This is a genomic window from Yersinia sp. KBS0713 (assembly GCF_005937895.2).
GTDB classification, from domain to species: domain Bacteria; phylum Pseudomonadota; class Gammaproteobacteria; order Enterobacterales; family Enterobacteriaceae; genus Yersinia; species Yersinia bercovieri.
In genome coordinates this window covers 4,357,772-4,374,061 of sequence record NZ_CP042173.1, presented here as the reverse complement: position 1 = coordinate 4,374,061, position 16,290 = coordinate 4,357,772, and the positions used below count along the sequence as shown (strand labels likewise).

Genomic DNA, 16,290 nt, shown 5'->3' with positions numbered 1-16,290 from the left:
CCAATAATGAGGGGCGCAGGATATCAGAATCCCCCTCTCAGTGCAGCGGTTGCCAATGCCGGTGTCGTAAAACAAAAATTTAATAGCAAGGAGCGGAGAGTGCCGATAGCGGTTATTTTATATGTTGGCCGCCACAGTCAGTACTCATGGGGGATGTATCATGACATCAGCTAAAGGATCGATCGGCAGTGCGCAGGACCCACGCTGGGCCGCCATTGTGACTCGCGATAAAGCCGCCGATGGGCAGTTCATTTATGCGGTGAAAACCACCGGTATCTATTGTCGCCCCTCTTGCCCATCTCGTCAGGCTAAAGCCGAACACATTGAATTCTTTGCTGATAATCACGCCGCCGAGCTTGCGGGCTATCGGCCTTGTAAACGTTGTCAGCCGACTCAGTTACCGCTGGCGTTGCAGCATGCAGAGAAAATCAGTCAGGCGTGCCGCTTAATTGAGCAAGCGGAAGTGCCGCTGAAGCTGGCTGAACTGGCCGCTGAACTAAATCTCAGCGCTTTTCATTTTCATCGGCTGTTTAAGGCCATAACCGGACTGACCCCCAAGGGGTATGCCAATGCGACGCGAAGTGCCCGTGTCCGCACTCAATTGGCCGGGGGAGGCTCAGTGACCGATGCTATTTTTGATGCTGGTTATAACGCTAATGGTCGATTTTATGCGCAGTCAAATCAGCTATTGGGGATGACGCCGACCCGTTATCGTCAGGGGGGACGTGATGTTACGTTGCGCTTTGCCGTTGGTGAAAGCTCCCTTGGCGCGATTTTGATGGCGAAAAGTGAGCTGGGTATCTGCGCGATTTTATTAGGTGACTCACCCGCACCATTGGTGCAGCAGTTGCAGGATAAATTTCCGCAGGCGGAGTTAATTGGTGGTGATGCCGAGTTTGAGCAGTGGTTCGCACAGGTGGTGGGGTTGGTTGAGGCGCCCAGGTTCGGCCTTGATCTGCCGCTGGATATTCAGGGTACCGCTTTTCAGCAGCGGGTTTGGCAGGCGCTGCGAGAGATTCCGGTCGGTGAAACCGCCAGTTATGCCGATATTGCCGCTAAGATTGGTTCACCCAAAGCCATGCGTGCCGTTGCGGGTGCTTGCGCGGCCAATATGTTGGCCGTCGCTATTCCTTGTCACCGAGTCATTCGCCAGGATGGTGCATTATCAGGTTATCGTTGGGGTGTTGAACGTAAGAAACAGTTACTGGCAAAAGAGGGCGCGGTGGTGATAGCCAGTGATCTGCCCGATCTAAAATGATCGGGCAGCAAGGTTTATGCTCAAGCCATTGGCGTGGCAGCTCACAGCGTTGCCACTTCAAATGTGAAGGGCAGTTAAGCTTTCAGAGGATGCAGCGGCAACCAAAGTATCAGCCGCAGGCCACCTAATGGACTGTCCTCTGCCCGCACCCAACCGCGATGCTGATTGACGGCGGTTTCAACTATCGCCAGCCCTAAGCCAGTCCCGCCTGATTCGCGATCTCGGGCTTCATCAGTGCGATAGAATGGCCGGAATATCTGTTCACGATCATCTGCGCTGACCCCTGGCCCATCATCATCAACAATGATAGTGACACCATGATTATCCGAGCTGAATGCCACCGCAATGTGGTGATGGGAATAGCGCAGCGCATTACGCACGATATTCTCTAGCGCACTGTCAAGGGCCGCTGGGTTGCCAAATAGGGTCCATGGCCCTGGTGGTGATGTCACCTCCAGCGTCTTACCCATTTGGTCAGCCTCGAATTGCGCATCTTCCAGCACGTCAGACCATAAATCATTGGCTTTAATCGGCTCGCGGTGTAGCTCGTTTTTGTGCTGACTGCGAGATAGCACCAGTAAATCATTGATCATGCTATCTAACCGTTGCGCCTCCATTTCGATACGCTCTAACTCTTTCCCTTCACCATGGCGGCGGCGCATCAGCGCAGTGGCCAGTTGCAAGCGGGTTAGCGGGGTGCGTAGCTCATGGGAGATATCAGAAATGAGCCGTTGTTGGGCCACCACCATCCGATCAAGCGCACTGATCATTTGATTGAAACTGGCCCCGGTTGCCAAAAATTCTTGCGGCCCGGATTCCAATTCAGGGTGCTGCTTCAGGTTACCTCGCGCGACATCGTCGGCGGCATTTTTCAGCTTACGCGCTGGTTTCGCCAGGCTCCAGGCTAGCCACAGTAGCAACGGCGAACTGATCAGCATGGTGGCAATCAAGAGCAGCAGCGGGCGGTCAAACATCAAATTGATAAAATCAGATTGTGGGCTGCTGGCTGGACGCAGCAGGTAGAGCTGATAGTTATCTTCCCCATCACGGATAGAGAAGGGGCCGACCATCTCGACGCGGCCATATTTTTTCTTTTTCGGCTGATCTGAGTTATCTGACTGGCCGATAAAATTACGCACCATTTGCATTTCGTGGCGCTGGGCACCAATGACTCGCCCCTCGGTGGTCACCAACACCAAATGCTGACCCGGCGGCGCCCACTTCTCAATGGCGCGATAAAGCCTGCGCCACCACATCAGATCATTGGCAGGATCACTGGCCAGTTCAGCTTCAATATGTTGCTCCAGCATCGTTCCCTGACGCTGTTCGCTGTCGAGCAAGGTGGTCATTTGACGCGAATCAAGCTTTGGTACCATCAGCACTAGCATCAATACCAGTGCTAAGGTAAACCAGAAAATAGCAAAAATTCGCGTCGTTAAACTGTTGATCATGTTTCGGATACCATCAGATACCCGCGACCACGTAGGGTTTTAAACCACGGCAACCCATCTTTGCGATCCGGCAACTTACGGCGCAAGTTTGAAATGTGCATATCAATGGCGCGGTCAAAAGGCGTCAACCGCTTCCCTAGAACTTCCTGGCTGAGATGCTCGCGTGAGACAACCTGACCGAGGTGCTGGGCCAGTAGGTAGAGCAAGGTAAATTCAGTACCGGTGAGTTCCAGCGATTGGCCTTCAAAGCTGGCCTCCTGACGGCCTGGATTCAGTTGCAGGCAATCAACTTCCAGTGTCGGGGCACCCTGATCGACATTTTGCTGCTGTTCGCTCCAGTTAGAGCGGCGCAAGATGGCGCGAATACGTGCCACCAGCTCGCGGTCATTAAAGGGTTTTGCCAGATAATCATCCGCGCCTAACTCAAGGCCAAGCACCCGATCCAATTCACTGCCACGGGCAGTCAGCATAATCACTGGTGTCTGGTGATGTTGACGCAGCTCTTTCAGTGTTTCGATGCCGTTCTTACGTGGCATCATAATATCAAGTAATAACAAGTCGATAGAGCTGTCCAGCAGGTTCAATGCTTGTTCGCCATCATAGGCAACCACAACATTAAAGCCCTCCATTTCCAGCAACTCTTTCAATAGTGACGTCAATTCACGGTCATCATCAACTAATAGGATCTTATGCATGTTTATTTCTCCTCTTGACGCAAAATACGTTAACAATTACCGGTATTCCATGACTTTACTTAGCTTTACATGCCCTGACTCCAGTTTTACATCCACTGACGCATGTTTGCAGCCGGGCCGATAGACTGCTTCTCAATGAATCGCATAGCAGCAAACCGCTTAGCAGATAGAAACCAGGAGTTAAATGATGCGTAAAGTAACTAAAGTAACAACGTTAATCATGGCGTCAATGTTAGTTCTCGGCTCTCACGCCGCCTTCGCCGCTGATAAGACCGAAGCCGCAGATGGCTGGTGCCACGGTGACGGTGCGATGATGAATAAGAAAGACGGTCGTGGCCACCATAACATGTTTGACGGTGTGAATCTGACTGAGCAGCAGCGCCAGCAAATGCGTGACCTGATGCGCCAGTCTCGCCAGGGTCAACCTCGCCTTGATGTTGCTGACCGTGAAGCAATGCACAAGCTGGTTACCGCCGATAAATTCGACGAAGCCGCGGTAAGAGCACAAGCCGAGAAGATGTCCAAAGACCAGGTTGAACGCCAGGTCGAAATGGCCAAAGTTCGTAACCAAATGTACAACTTGCTCACACCAGAGCAAAAAGCTGCCCTGAATCAAAAGCACCAGCAGCGCATTGAGAAAATGCAGCAGGCGCCAGCAGCACAACCCTCTTCTGCCCAGAAGTAAGTAGTACCAAGTAATACCCTGTTTTCCTTGCCATAGACACCATCCCTGTCTTTCGCCCTCCATGATGGAGGGCTTTTTTTTGTGTCACCCCCGCCACCTGAAGTGCTCGCTTGTTACCTGACTGCAACTCAAATTATTTAGGGTATATACTAATAAGCCCTGAATATTATTCGGAATGAGTTATGGACCCGCAATATGCGCGACTGGTTAAAGCTGCTGCGCTCAGTGCGACGGTGTTGGCCTCAATTTTACTGATTATTAAAATCTTTGCTTGGTGGCATACCGGATCGGTGAGTCTGTTGGCTGCGCTAGTTGACTCACTGGTAGATCTCGCGGCCTCGCTGACAAACCTTTTCGTGGTGCGCTACTCACTGCAACCTGCTGATGAAGAACATACTTTTGGTCATGGCAAAGCTGAATCACTGGCGGCGTTGGCGCAAAGCATGTTCATTTCCGGTTCGGCGCTATTCCTGTTTCTGACCGGTTTCCAGCATTTAGCCTCACCGGAGCCGTTGCAAGATCTTGGTGTCGGTATCTGGGTAACGTTAATTGCACTATTCAGTACACTGATATTAGTCACTTTTCAGCGTTGGGTGGTACGAAAAACCCACAGTCAGGCGATTCGCGCTGATATGTTGCACTATCAATCTGACGTCATGATGAATGGTGCTATTCTTATTGCGTTGGCATTAAGTTGGTATGGTTTTCATCGCGCGGATGCTCTGTTTGCCTTGGGTATTGGGGGCTATATTCTCTATAGTGCGCTGCGTATGGGCTATGAAGCGGTGCAATCCTTACTGGATCGTGCCTTGCCTGATAATGAGCGGCAGGAAATAATCGATATTGTGATGTCATGGCCGGGTGTGATTGGCGCTCATGATTTGCGTACCCGTCAATCGGGGCCAACACGCTTTATTCAGCTGCACCTCGAGATGGAAGATAGGGTGCCGTTGATGGAGGCGCATCTTTTAGCTGAGCAAGTTGAGCGTGCATTGCTACACCGTTTTCCCGGTGCTGATGTCCTTATCCATCAAGATCCCTGCTCTGTGGTGCCGAAAGAGCGTCATGCGCATTGGGAACTATAATTACTGAATTAATAATTGCTTAATTAACGATAAGTAAACCGTGGTGACATTATGGTTCGGTTATGAAGAAAATACCGCCAAATGGCATGACTTGAATCAATTCAGCTTGGTCTTTTTGCTATAATATCCGATATTAAGCTCATAAAGCTGATTTTCTGTACTCTTCACCTGTGCAAGACATAAATCAGCAGACAACGAATTTTAAAAAATCGCATCTACAAGTTCAGAGGTAGTCATGGTCAAGAAAATCGGTGTACTAACAAGCGGCGGTGATGCGCCAGGTATGAACGCAGCCATTCGTGGGGTGGTTCGTGCTGCTTTGTCAGCAGGATTGGAAGTTTATGGTATTGAAGATGGCTACCTTGGCTTGCATGAAAATCGCATGAGGAAACTGGATCGCTATAGCGTGTCAGATATGATTAACCGTGGCGGTACTTTCCTCGGTTCTGCGCGTTTCCCTGAATTTCGTGATCCAGCTGTGCGTAAAGTTGCCCTTAAGAATATGGAAGACCGTGGTATTGATGGCCTGGTGGTTATCGGCGGTGACGGTTCTTATGCGGGTGCAGATTTGTTGACCAAAGAGGGTGGTATTCACTGTGTGGGTTTACCGGGCACCATCGATAACGATGTGGCCGGTACTGACTACACCATCGGTTTCTTCACCGCACTGGAAACTGTGGTTGAAGCGATTGACCGCCTGCGTGATACCTCTTCCTCACATCAGCGCATCTCTATCGTTGAAGTGATGGGCCGCTATTGCGGTGATTTGACCTTGGCCGCTGCTATTGCCGGGGGCTGCGAGTTTATCGCTATCCCTGAAGTTGAATTTAAACGTGAAGATTTAGTGGCTGAAATCAAAGCGGGCATCGCGAAAGGTAAGAAGCACGCTATCGTGGCGATTACTGAAAAGTTGGATGATATTGATTCGCTGGCTAAATACATCGAGAAAGAGACTGGCCGTGAAACTCGTGGCACGGTGTTGGGTCATATCCAACGCGGCGGTGCGCCAGTGGCTTATGACCGTATTCTGGCTTCCCGTATGGGGTCTTATGCGGTTGATCTGCTGTTGCAGGATCATGATTTCACCCAAGGCGGCTTCTGCGTCGGTATACAGAACGAGAAAATGGTGCATGAATTAATCTCCGTTTGTATCGCGCCAGAGAACAAGAAAAGTAAATTCAAAGAAGATTGGTACAACACTGCGAAAAAACTGTTCTAAAACAGTTTATTGCATGGTCACAGAGCCTCCGCTTGCGGGGGCTTTTTGCATGTGTGCCGGGCATGCTCAGCAGCTCGGGGGTGAAAGTCCCCTGTCCAGCCTGATGGTGGCGAAGGACTAGTGAAGCGCAAGGGCGTCGTCGTGAGGCGGGGTCTGAAGGAAGCGTGGAGCAAAACCATGACCTGACGGACAGAAACCCGATATAAGGCCTACCCGACTGGCGGAGCAAGCATGTGATTGCGAAGGCCATAACCATCAAGAGCCGGGGTGGTAGATTGGGCAGGTGTGTGGTGAAAGCGGCTGAGCTTACCCCGGGAGGCCTGTCCGGCGTTCTGTATTCAGAACTGAGTGCATCGTAAGGTGCGCTGACCGGTGGACAGGAGTCAGCAGAGGGCATAGTAGGACGTGACGTCTGAAGGCCCGAACGGTAATGAGTGACGAGTATCAGCGGAGGTTCTGAACGGTCATGCAGCAGAAAACGCATCGCGGCCCTGAAGCCCGAAGAAGGGGTGAAGCCCCGGACGCCGGTTCCCGGGGGGCTGAAACCGGGCAGGCACCGACGACCAGAGAAAGTCCGTCGTCAACAGCGTGGCTGATGGAAGCCATCTGTGAACCCGTCAATCTCAGGCAAGCCCTGAAAAGAGTGAAGGCCAATAAAGGTGCGGCGGGAGCCGACGGCATGAGCGTAAGCGAACTGCCGGAGTACCTGAAACACCACTGGCCCGAACTGAAAGCGCAACTGCTGTCCGGCAGCTATCGCCCATCCCCTGTAAGAAGAGTGACCATCCCGAAACCCTGCGGCGGCGAACGTCTGCTGGGTATCCCGACGGTGGTGGATCGTTTTATCCAGCAGGCGATGATGCAGGTGTTGCAGATGCAGTGGGATGCGTCGTTCAGCGACAGCAGCTACGGGTTCCGCCCCGGGCGCTCTGCCCATCAGGCTGTGAAACAGGCTCATGAATATATTGGGTCCGGGTATCACTGGGTGGTCGATCTCGATCTGGAGAAGTTCTTCGACCGGGTGAACCACGATGTACTGATGAGCCGGATAGCGAAACGGGTGTCGGATAAACGGGTGCTGTCACTTATCCGCAGGTTCCTGAATGCAGGCGTGATGGAAGCCGGTCTGGTAAGGCCGGTGACAGAAGGGACGCCGCAGGGCGGCCCGCTGTCGCCGTTGTTATCGAATCTGCTGCTGGATGACTTCGATAAGGAACTGGAGAAACGCGGCCTGAAGTTCGCCCGTTATGCAGACGACTGTAATGTGTATGTGAAAAGCGAACGTGCAGGCAATCGTGTGATGGCGGGGCTGACGCACTGGCTGAGCCGTAAACTGAAGCTGAAGGTGAATGCGAAAAAGAGCGCAGTGGCGCATCCGGAGTCGCGTAAGTTCCTGGGTTACAGCTTCATAAGGGGCAGGAAAGTGTGGTGCGTGGTGTCGCCGGGATCGGTGAAGCGGTTCAAAACGCGGATAAGGGAACTGACGGGACGTAACACGGGCAGAAGCCTGGAGCAGCTAATCGAGCCGTTAAAGCGATATATGACGGGCTGGAAAAGCTACTACAGGCTGAACGAGTGGCCATCGCTGATAAGAGAGCTGAACGGGTGGATAAGGCGCAGGCTGCGGAGTGTCCTCTGGAAACAGTGGAAAACGGGCGGCAAGCGTTATAAAGAGCTGCACAATCGCGGGGTTAGCAAAGACCTCTCGGCGCAGACGGTGGGAAGTTGCCATAAACAGTGGCGGGTGAGCTGTAGCCCGGCGCTGAACATAGCACTTCCCAATAACCTGTTCGTCAGACTGGGCCTGCCAGAGTTATAGGAAGGCGACGATCAACATAACCGAACCGCCGTATACGGACCCGTATGTACGGTGGTGTGGGAGGAGGCTGGTTGTGAGATCAGCCCCTATCCCGATTTCAGGGACTGTATATTTCGTATTGATATAATCAGAAGTTTTTTATTCTTTAATTGGATGGATAGTTTCTGGCACGCTCTGTATCAAGCCAACCAATTGGGTTGATTAGCATTTAAGTTAAAACCATTTAGGTTGATAGCAATTATTTAGATTAATAACAATCATTTTGGGGAGCGGGCCAATGCGTAAATGGGGTGTAGGTTTGTCGTTACTGTTGTTGGCATCAGGTGCCATGGCAAAAGATATTCAATTACTGAATGTGTCTTATGATCCGACACGTGAGTTTTATCAGGAATATAACCAGGCATTCAGTAAACATTGGGAACAACAAACCGGCGACAAGGTGACAGTGCGTCAATCCCATGGCGGTTCTGGTAAACAGGCGACCTCGGTGATTAATGGTATTGAAGCCGATGTGGTGACACTGGCACTGGCTTATGACGTCGATGCTATTGCTGAGCGTGGTCGCATTGATAAAAACTGGATCAAGCGTCTGCCGGATAACTCCGCACCTTACACCTCAACCATCGTGTTTTTGGTGCGCAAAGGGAATCCTAAGCAGATTCATGATTGGTCAGATCTGGTAAAACCGGGTATCTCAGTGATCACCCCGAATCCAAAAACCTCCGGTGGTGCGCGCTGGAACTATCTGGCCGCCTGGGGTTATGCGTTAGAGCATAACAATAACGATCAAGCCAAGGCGCAGGAGTTTGTCAAAACCCTGTATAAGAATGTGGAAGTGCTGGACTCTGGCGCACGTGGTGCCACCAATACTTTTGTTGAACGCGGCATTGGTGATGTGCTGATTGCCTGGGAAAACGAAGCTCTGCTGGCGGTGAATGAGGTGGGCAAAGATAAGTTTGATATCATCACGCCAAGTGTGTCGATTCTGGCGGAGCCGACGGTATCGGTGGTGGATAAAGTGGTCGATAAGCGCGGCACCCGCGACATTGCTGATGCCTATTTGAAATACCTCTATTCACCAGAAGGCCAGACTATCGCGGCTAAGAATTACTACCGCCCACGTGATCCGGCTGTAGCGGCCAAATTTGCCAGTGAGTTCCCGCAACTGAAGCTGTTTACTATTGATGACGTTTTCGGTGGCTGGACCAAAGCGCAACAGACACATTTCGCCACTGGTGGTGTATTTGATGAGATCAGTAAACGTTAAGATAGTGCGCTGATCACTGTTGCGAATAAAAATGCCCGTCAGTTAATACTTACGGGCATTTTGTTTTATTAATCGCTCCAATTCTCTTTTTATTTTCATAATTACCTCCTTTTTTATAAATACCCACACCCCAATTTGCCAACCGATGCTGAATAGGTTATCGAGTTATATCAGCCAATAGGGCTGCATAGCATATAGGACGAAATTATGAATATTAGTAACATTTCTAGTAGTGAAACCCCTCAGTCAGTTTCAGAACCTAATATGTCATTAACAAGTAGTAGCTCTTTCGAACAGCTATGTAGCACGGAGTGCGATGACTCATATGAGCTTATAGGTGATTCCAAAAATATAACCGATTTCTTGGCCGAGAAACCACCAAAAATTATAAATAACACTGCTGATCCTACAATAATTCTGCCGGATTATGTTTCAGATCCTAAAGGATTCTTCAACGTCTTATTAGCTGAAGTGAATCGCAAAGGTAAAGCGCCTGTATTGTTAAGGCTAGTTGCTTTTTTTTTAAGTAACGTACTAAAAATACATGGTTTTGGTCAAACCAACTGTTTATCTTGCGCGACATCGGTAGGTGAATCATATAGAGACAAGATCTTACATCGTGCTGAACCTAAACTGAGGGGGGCATCTCCTGCTAACTTTGCTTCTATTAACTCGTCGAGTGGTCTGTGTTTAGCAAGTATTAATTCAGTTTCTGAGGCGATAAATAAAGCTGATAGCTTAAATGCCGTTATTACAATAAATCGGCCCAAGGCTTGGTATCGAAAATTTAGTGGGGTTGATGGGCATGCCTGTAATATTATTAAAAGCGGTAATCGCATTTACTTAATTGATGCGCAAAAAAAGATATTTAAGTCTGTGGAAATGGAACCTGATTCAACTGCGTCGAAAGAACAATTACTCAGTGAACTAAAAAATTTTATTGATGCTGTTGCTGAAGATGAACTGAGTATTAAATTGTATTCTATTAACGAATAGAACCGTGCTGGCATTTAGCCATAAAAAAGCCGAAGCATCTGCTCCGGCTTAATCAGTAGCGACTTAAACCTGAATCAGGCTTTTTTAGCTTTTGCTGCTGCTTTCACGATAACCGCGAAGGCATCTGCTTTCAGTGAAGCACCGCCAACCAGCGCACCATCAATATCAGGCTGGGTGAACAGTTCTGCTGCGTTTTTGTCGTTAACAGAGCCGCCGTACTGAATGATCACTTGTTCTGCAACCGCCTTATCAAGCTTGGCAATATGGTCACGGATGAATTTGTGAACCGCTTGAGCTTGTGCTGGAGTGGCTGATTTGCCAGTACCGATCGCCCAGATTGGTTCGTAAGCGATAACTGCGCCTTCGAACGCTTTCACGCCCAAGGTGTTCAGCACCGCATCCAGTTGTTTAGCGCAAACCGCTTCAGTTTGACCCGCTTCGTTTTCTGCTTCAGATTCACCGATGCACAGTACTGGGATCAGGCCAGTCTCTTTTAGCACGCCGAATTTCTTGGCGATCAATTCATCACTCTCTTTGTGATAAGTGCGGCGCTCAGAGTGACCGATGATGATGTATTGGGCACCCACGTCTTTCAGCATTTCTGCCGAGGTTTCGCCAGTAAATGCGCCGGACAGATTCACATCAACATTCTGTGCACCCAGAGTGATACGGCTACCTGACAGCTCATGTTTAGCCTGATTCAGATAGATAGCCGGTGGCGCAATGGCAACACCGCAACCGTCAACGGTGCTCAATTCTTTACGCAGGCCAGCGATAAGCTCGTTAACCATGTGAGTGCTACCGTTCAGTTTCCAGTTACCCATAACTAATGGATGACGCATGTTTCTTCCTCCAACAAAGGGACACGAGGGTCAATAATAATGACTGCCCAACAGGCAGTTTACCTGTCCAACAGTATAGAGATGATTAGTGACAATGGCTTTGCTTTTCGTCATTAATTGCGGCGAGTTATGCTTCTGATAGTGACAGCTTAATCGGTTCAACAGCGAAGGTAAGCCCCTTTTCGCCATTATCTGCCACAACATAGCGAATTGCGCCGACAGGATGGGTGTAGAAAGTGGAGCCTTTACCTTTGGTCAACAACTGCTGCACGTTCTCAATGCTCTGCTGTAGTGTGAGTGTCGGTTCAAACTGCCGCATCAGGGCCGCCATGTAATTGACCGCCACCAGTCGGGCTGCTTTCTCCTCGCTCCCTTTAATCGGCAAGTAGGTGATTTGTAAAGTTTTAATCTTACCAGTGCCTCTCTCCAGCGCGGTTGAAGCATAGAGATTTTCATTGATCTTGCTGGCCGCCCGCGTCAGTGGTGGCGCATCGCCTTTGACGGTGATGGCGTGAAACTCACTGATGGGCAGTGTCGGGTTAGCGTGGTTATAACTCTCACGGAATTTAACCAAAGTTAAATCAAAGGTTGGTGCGCCAGAAAGCAGATAAGGTGCAGTCGGTTGTGCCTCTTCCGTTGGCTGACCACTGTCGTCTGCGGGATCGGCATGAGCGCGGCTAACCGTAGCTATAAGCAGCAGTAGGGTTAGTGTTGCGGCAATTTCTTTTCTCATGACTTACGCCGTCGTTAGAAGTGTGTGAGGGGATTAAAACGGTAATCAGGGGTGATTGTCAAAATTCGTAGCAAAGTTTGTCGGTTGGCAGTGTGGTTGAGTTACACTCTGGCACTATTAAATCAGGTCAGTGGATCAGTTCATCGATGACAATACAGCAGTGGTGTTTTTCATTTAAAGGCCGTATCGGGCGGCGGGATTTTTGGATCTGGATCGGCCTGTGGCTCATGGCGATGCTGGTGATTTTTACGCTAGCCGGGCAGGATTGGCTACCTATTCAGACCGCCGCTTTTGCGATCGTTTTTTTACTGTGGCCAACAGCGGCGGTGGTAGTTAAGCGGCTGCATGACCGCAATAAAGCCGGCTGGTGGGCGTTTCTGGTGGTGCTGGCCTGGATGCTGATGGCGGGTAATTGGCAGATGCTGGCCCCTATCTGGCAATGGGGGGTCGGGCGCTTCATTCCCACGCTAATTATTGTCATGATGTTTATCGACTGCGGCGCGTTTCTGGGAACTGACGGCGATAACCGTTTTGGCCCGCCCGCTGTGCCGGTGAAGTTTTTGGCAGACAAAGCATAGGTAGATGTGTGGGGGCAAAGGAGGGGTTAGCTGCTAAACCCTCCTTGCCGGTTATCTGTTCGCTAAATATATTCACGCCTTCTGATAACGCCTAAGGTCTAACCCCCAAGGTATGGCAAATCGCATAGCTCAACTCAGCGCGGTTCAGGGTATAGAAATGGAAATCTTTCACGCCTTCGCGGCTTAAGATTTTTACCATGTCCATCGCCACTGAAGCACCGACCATTTTACGCGTCTCAGGGTCGTTATCCAGCCCTTCAAAGATGGTGGTCATCCAATTAGGCACCCGCACATTGGTCATGGTGGCGAAGCGCTGAAGCTGCTTAAAGTTGGAAACCGGTAAGATGCCCGGTACGATTTCGACGTCAATACCGGTGGCTACGCAGCGGTCGCGAAAGCGCAGGTAGCTCTCAACATCAAAAAAGAACTGCGTAATAGCACGGTTAGCGCCGGCATCAATTTTGCGCTTCAGGTTAATCAGGTCAGCTTGTGCGCTTTTTGCTTCGGGATGAACTTCCGGATAAGCCGCCACCGAGATATCAAAGTCACCCACGTCTTTCAGCAAGGTCACCAAATCAGAGGCATACATCTCTGGCTTGCCGCTATCTGGCGGTAAATCACCGCGCAGGGCCACGATATGGCGGATGCCACTACTCCAGTAATCAGCTGCAATATCACGTAACTGAGTCGGAGATGCATCCACGCAGGTCAGATGTGGCGCGGCTTCAAGGCCGGTGCGCTCTTTAATTCCTTTGATGATGCTATGGGTACGATCGCGCTCGCCGGAGTTAGCGCCATAAGTCACCGAAACAAATTTTGGTTTCAGGGTGCTCAGGCGATCAATCGAGCTCCACAGGGTCTCCTCCATCTCGCTGGTACGCGGCGGGAAAAACTCAAAAGAAACATTAATTTGGCCTTGCAGCTCTGCCAGACTTTGATTTAGCGCTTCCCGCTGGTTTGCGTGAAAAAAACTCATACCCTGTCACTCCGTTGTCGCTATAACGACTTATGTTATCTGTTGCTGCCCATTTATGAGCGTCTATACGTTTAGATGGCTAAATAGAAGGTGCCGGAAGTTGGCTAAAGAGTCAACGTTTAAATAAGTTTAGGCCGATGATTAATCTTCACACGCCAGATGCGGAAAATTCATGTTGCGAGTAAAACAGAGGTGGGGCGCGGATTTCGCCTCTTCTACGGTGGGTAGAAGAGGCGAGTGAATGCAGATTACAGCAGTTGAGATAGGCGGTTTAGATCAGATTGAATCGCACCGGCAGTGACATCACGACCAGCGCCGGGGCCACGGATCACCAGCGGATTGTCGCGATACCAACGGCTCTCAATGGCGAAGACGTTATCGCACGGCAGCAGGGAGGCCAGTGGATGGTCAGCACGCACGGCTTCAACCCCCACCCGCGCTTTACCATTGGCATCAAAGCGGGCCACATAACGTAACACCAGACCCATTTCATTCGCAGCTTCTAAGCGCTGAACCATTTGCTGATTCAATGCCTCGCCGTTCTCGAAGAACTGATCCACCGAGCCAACATCGGCACCGGCAGGCACCAGCGACTCTACCCGCACCTGATTCGGTTCGATGTCGTAACCCGCTTCACGGGCCAGGATCACCAATTTGCGCATCACATCCTGACCGGAGAGATCCACTCGCGGGTCCGGCTCGGTCAACCCTTGTTGCCAGGCTTGATCCACCAGCTCGGTAAAGGGCACAGTGCCGTCAAATTGCAGGAATAGCCAAGAGAGCGTGCCGGAGAAAATACCGCTAATTGCCAGAATGCTGTCGCCGCTGTCACGTAGGTCACGCACCGTGTGATTAACCGGCAAACCCGCGCCGACCGTGGCGTTATACAGCCAATGGCGACCTGTTTTGGCGAAGGCATCGCGGATTTGGCGATAGTTATTGCTGCTGGAGGCCCCTGCCAGTTTGTTAGCGCTGATGACGTGAAAACCGTAGCTGGCGAAATCCAAATATTGCTCTGCCAGTGACTGGCTGGCAGTCACATCCAGCACCACCAGATCGTCAAACGGATGCGCGCGCATCCATAAAAATAGCGACTCTTCATCCTGCTCTATGGCTTCGTCATCGTAAAATGCCAATGTCCGGCTGGCGTCTAGCCCGTCATAGCTCAGCAAGCTACGGCGGCTATCCACGACCCCAGCCAGCACGAATTCAAAACCACTGCGGGCTGAAATATTTTTTTGCTCGCGAGCAAACAGCTCCAGCCAGCGCGCGCCGATATTGCCCTTGCCGAACAGCACTAAACCGATACGTTTTTCCGCGCGGAACAGTGACTGATGCAGACCCTGAATCAGGTGCTCTGTCGGCCCAAGGCGCAGAACCGCCACCAGACTGATACCATCTTCCGCTTGCCAGATAAACTCAACCGGTTGATCTTTCAGCTGTTGATAGAAACGATGGCTGTGCAGTGGGTTCTTACTCACCCCCGCGCCGACCAGTGCCACCAGCGCCAGTCCTTCGCGCAGGGATAATCTCCCCGGCAGGGTGGCATCTTCCAGCACGCGGAGCGCACTGTTCACCACTTCGGAGGTATAGCAAAGTTGCAGCAAGTTGCGATCCGGGTGAATACCGGTCGCCAGCGGCTTGATTTGCGCGCGTTTAAGCAGCAGATCGATCTCTTTTTGCGCCAGTGAGAAGTCATGATGGCCCGCAATCTGCAATTCGATCAGGCAGACATCATCGTGGCTGGTGACAATTTTGGCGCCCGAGCCTGAGGCCAATACGCGCTCAATGCGGGTGGAACCTTGTTCCGGCTGGTAGCTACAGCGCAGTTGCAAATCGATATCACTGCCTGAAACCGGCTGTAATGTGCGGGTGTGCAACACCGGTGCCGCCAAACGGGCCAGTTCACTGGCCTCATCCAACCGCAACAGGGGCAGCAGACAGGCATCTTTCACTTTGCGCGGGTCAGCGCTGTAGACCCCGGCAACGTCACTCCAGATGGTGACCCGTTCGACACCTGCCAGCGCACCAACTTGTGTCGCGGAATAGTCACTGCCGTTACGCCCTAACAGCACGGTTTCGCCGGCGTTATTGCGCGAGATAAAGCCGGTCACCACTAACCGTTGATGCGGGTGCTGCGCGATCAATTGTTGCAACAACGGATAAGAGCGGCCTTCATCGATCTGAGGTTGTGCCGCCCGCTCAGCACGCAGGAAACTGCGCGCGTCCAGCCAGCTGGCCTTCATATCCAGCTTGTTTAGCACCGCAGCCATCAGGCGGGCGGACCAAATCTCGCCGTGCCCAACCACTTCGGCATAAGTCGCATCGTCGATTTTGTTATCCAGCAAACCGGCCAGTCGCTCCAAATCATGGATAAACTCGCTAATTAGTGGCTCAGCCATTTCTGGCGATAATAAACCGCTGATCAGGTCGTGCTGATAACGCCGCAGATTTTGCTGTACCTGATGGGCAGAAAGACGATCGCTTTGGCTGAGTTTCAACCAACTGATCAGTTGGTTTGTGGTACTCCCTGCCGCAGACACCACCATCAGATCGCCGGGGTGACTGTAGTTGGCCATAATATTGGCCACCCGTAGGTAACACTTCACGTCCGCAAGGCTACTACCACCAAACTTGTGCAGCTGACGGCCAGTGACCGCCGCTGCTACCGCTGTTGCATTCATGC

At 51.2% G+C, this 16,290-nt stretch carries 14 protein-coding genes; 8 read left to right on the top strand and 6 right to left on the bottom strand.

Annotation, left to right across the window (positions count from 1 at the left end):
* Positions 1 to 160 precede the first annotated feature (160 nt).
* The gene (gene ada / locus FFE93_RS20695) at positions 161 to 1,258 is read left to right on the top strand and encodes a bifunctional DNA-binding transcriptional regulator/O6-methylguanine-DNA methyltransferase Ada (RefSeq protein WP_074007358.1); all 1,098 of its coding nucleotides are present in this window, start codon (positions 161 to 163) and stop codon (positions 1,256 to 1,258) included.
* A 74-nt stretch (positions 1,259 to 1,332) separates the two neighbouring features.
* On the opposite strand, the gene cpxA is transcribed toward ada, so the two are convergent.
* Together cpxA and cpxR are read right to left on the bottom strand one after the other, a co-directional pair.
* Positions 1,333 to 2,709 (bottom strand): envelope stress sensor histidine kinase CpxA, encoded by a 1,377-nt coding sequence (gene cpxA / locus FFE93_RS20690; protein ID WP_032897606.1) that lies wholly within the window; start codon positions 2,707 to 2,709, stop codon positions 1,333 to 1,335.
* Positions 2,706 to 3,404, bottom strand: coding sequence for an envelope stress response regulator transcription factor CpxR (gene cpxR, locus FFE93_RS20685; protein WP_004876941.1), 699 nt, complete (start codon positions 3,402 to 3,404; stop codon positions 2,706 to 2,708). The genes cpxA and cpxR overlap by 4 nt, the downstream gene beginning before the upstream one ends.
* A 187-nt stretch (positions 3,405 to 3,591) precedes the next feature.
* Here cpxR and cpxP point away from each other — a divergent pair, with 187 nt between their 5' ends.
* The 6 genes from cpxP (at position 3,592) to FFE93_RS20655 (ending at position 10,475) form a co-directional block, all read left to right on the top strand.
* Complete coding sequence (gene cpxP, locus FFE93_RS20680) at positions 3,592 to 4,089, top strand: cell-envelope stress modulator CpxP (protein WP_032897603.1); 498 nt, start codon at positions 3,592 to 3,594, stop codon at positions 4,087 to 4,089.
* Between the two features lie 182 nt (positions 4,090 to 4,271).
* The gene (gene fieF / locus FFE93_RS20675) at positions 4,272 to 5,174 is read left to right on the top strand and encodes a CDF family cation-efflux transporter FieF (protein WP_138775924.1); all 903 of its coding nucleotides are present in this window, start codon (positions 4,272 to 4,274) and stop codon (positions 5,172 to 5,174) included.
* A 235-nt stretch (positions 5,175 to 5,409) separates the two neighbouring features.
* Entirely contained in the window at positions 5,410 to 6,393 is a 984-nt protein-coding gene (pfkA, locus tag FFE93_RS20670) for a 6-phosphofructokinase (protein ID WP_005273621.1), read from the top strand.
* Between the two features lie 595 nt (positions 6,394 to 6,988).
* Entirely contained in the window at positions 6,989 to 8,212 is a 1,224-nt protein-coding gene (gene ltrA, locus FFE93_RS20665; protein WP_261368997.1) for a group II intron reverse transcriptase/maturase, read from the top strand.
* 277 nt (positions 8,213 to 8,489) lie between these two features.
* Positions 8,490 to 9,479, top strand: a complete 990-nt coding sequence (locus tag FFE93_RS20660; protein ID WP_005279514.1) for a sulfate ABC transporter substrate-binding protein — start codon at positions 8,490 to 8,492, stop codon at positions 9,477 to 9,479.
* A gap of 207 nt (positions 9,480 to 9,686) precedes the next feature.
* Positions 9,687 to 10,475, top strand: a complete 789-nt coding sequence (locus FFE93_RS20655) for a hypothetical protein (RefSeq protein WP_138775922.1) — start codon at positions 9,687 to 9,689, stop codon at positions 10,473 to 10,475.
* A 74-nt stretch (positions 10,476 to 10,549) separates the two neighbouring features.
* On the opposite strand, the gene tpiA is transcribed toward FFE93_RS20655, so the two are convergent.
* Together tpiA and FFE93_RS20645 are read right to left on the bottom strand one after the other, a co-directional pair.
* Positions 10,550 to 11,317 carry a triose-phosphate isomerase gene (gene tpiA, locus FFE93_RS20650; protein ID WP_005279510.1) on the bottom strand — a complete coding sequence of 256 codons (768 nt, stop codon included), beginning with the start codon at positions 11,315 to 11,317 and terminating at the stop codon, positions 10,550 to 10,552.
* Between the two features lie 127 nt (positions 11,318 to 11,444).
* Positions 11,445 to 12,050 carry a DUF1454 family protein gene (locus tag FFE93_RS20645; protein WP_005279508.1) on the bottom strand — a complete coding sequence of 202 codons (606 nt, stop codon included), beginning with the start codon at positions 12,048 to 12,050 and terminating at the stop codon, positions 11,445 to 11,447.
* 146 nt (positions 12,051 to 12,196) lie between these two features.
* Here FFE93_RS20645 and FFE93_RS20640 point away from each other — a divergent pair, with 146 nt between their 5' ends.
* A complete protein-coding gene (locus FFE93_RS20640; protein ID WP_032899073.1) occupies positions 12,197 to 12,628 on the top strand; it encodes a DUF805 domain-containing protein in 432 nt (143 codons plus the stop codon).
* A gap of 91 nt (positions 12,629 to 12,719) precedes the next feature.
* On the opposite strand, the gene metF is transcribed toward FFE93_RS20640, so the two are convergent.
* A complete protein-coding gene (gene metF / locus FFE93_RS20635; protein ID WP_005279501.1) occupies positions 12,720 to 13,604 on the bottom strand; it encodes a methylenetetrahydrofolate reductase in 885 nt (294 codons plus the stop codon).
* Between the two features lie 248 nt (positions 13,605 to 13,852).
* A complete protein-coding gene (locus FFE93_RS20630; protein WP_049602938.1) occupies positions 13,853 to 16,288 on the bottom strand; it encodes a bifunctional aspartate kinase/homoserine dehydrogenase II in 2,436 nt (811 codons plus the stop codon).
* Positions 16,289 to 16,290: the final 2 nt, after the last annotated feature.